The 808-nt window shown below is 43.6% G+C and carries 1 protein-coding gene; it reads left to right on the forward strand.

From position 1 onward, the window contains the following. On the forward strand, positions 1-808 hold an 808-nt coding region (locus tag BA195_RS12475; RefSeq protein WP_245662353.1), incomplete at both ends, for an Ig-like domain-containing protein.

Genomic DNA, 808 nt, shown 5'->3' on the forward strand with positions numbered 1-808 from the left:
GGAACATTCCCAACGTTATCAGATGATGATACAATTGATGTAACCGCAACTGATGCAGGAGGAAACAGCGGAACAGGAGTAGTTACCATTGACACAACGGCTCCAACAGCAGATACATTTACAAGTARCGATACTACCCCAACCTTAACAGGAACAGGAGAGGCAAATGAAACCTTAACAATTACTGTTGATGCAAATGGCGATGGTACGCCAGAGGTAACCTATACGGTAACAACTGACGGAACAGGAAACTGGAGTATTGATCCAGATACAGAAACAGCGGATAGTGGAACATTCCCAACGTTATCAGATGATGATACAATTGATGTAGTAGCAACCGATGCAGGAGGAAACAGCGGAACAGGAGTAGTAACCATTGACACAACGGCTCCAACAGCAGATACATTTACAAGTAACGATACTACCCCAACCTTAACAGGAACAGGAGAGGCAAATGAAACCTTRACAATTACTGTTGATGCAAATGGCGATGGTACGCCAGAGGTAACCTATACAGTAACAACTGACGGAACAGGAAACTGGAGTATTGATCCAGATACAGCAACAGCCGATAGTGGAACATTCCCAACGTTATCAGATGATGATACAATTGATGTAACCGCAACTGATGCAGGAGGAAACAGCGGAACAGGAGTAGTTACAATTGACACGACTGCACCAACAGCAGATACATTTACAAGTAACGATACTACCCCAACCTTAACAGGAACAGGAGAGGCAAATGAAACCTTAACAATTACTGTTGATGCAAATGGCGATGGTACGCCAGAGGTAACCTATACRGTAA

This window comes from Tenacibaculum soleae (assembly GCF_001693415.1).
Classification (GTDB): domain Bacteria; phylum Bacteroidota; class Bacteroidia; order Flavobacteriales; family Flavobacteriaceae; genus Polaribacter; species Polaribacter soleae.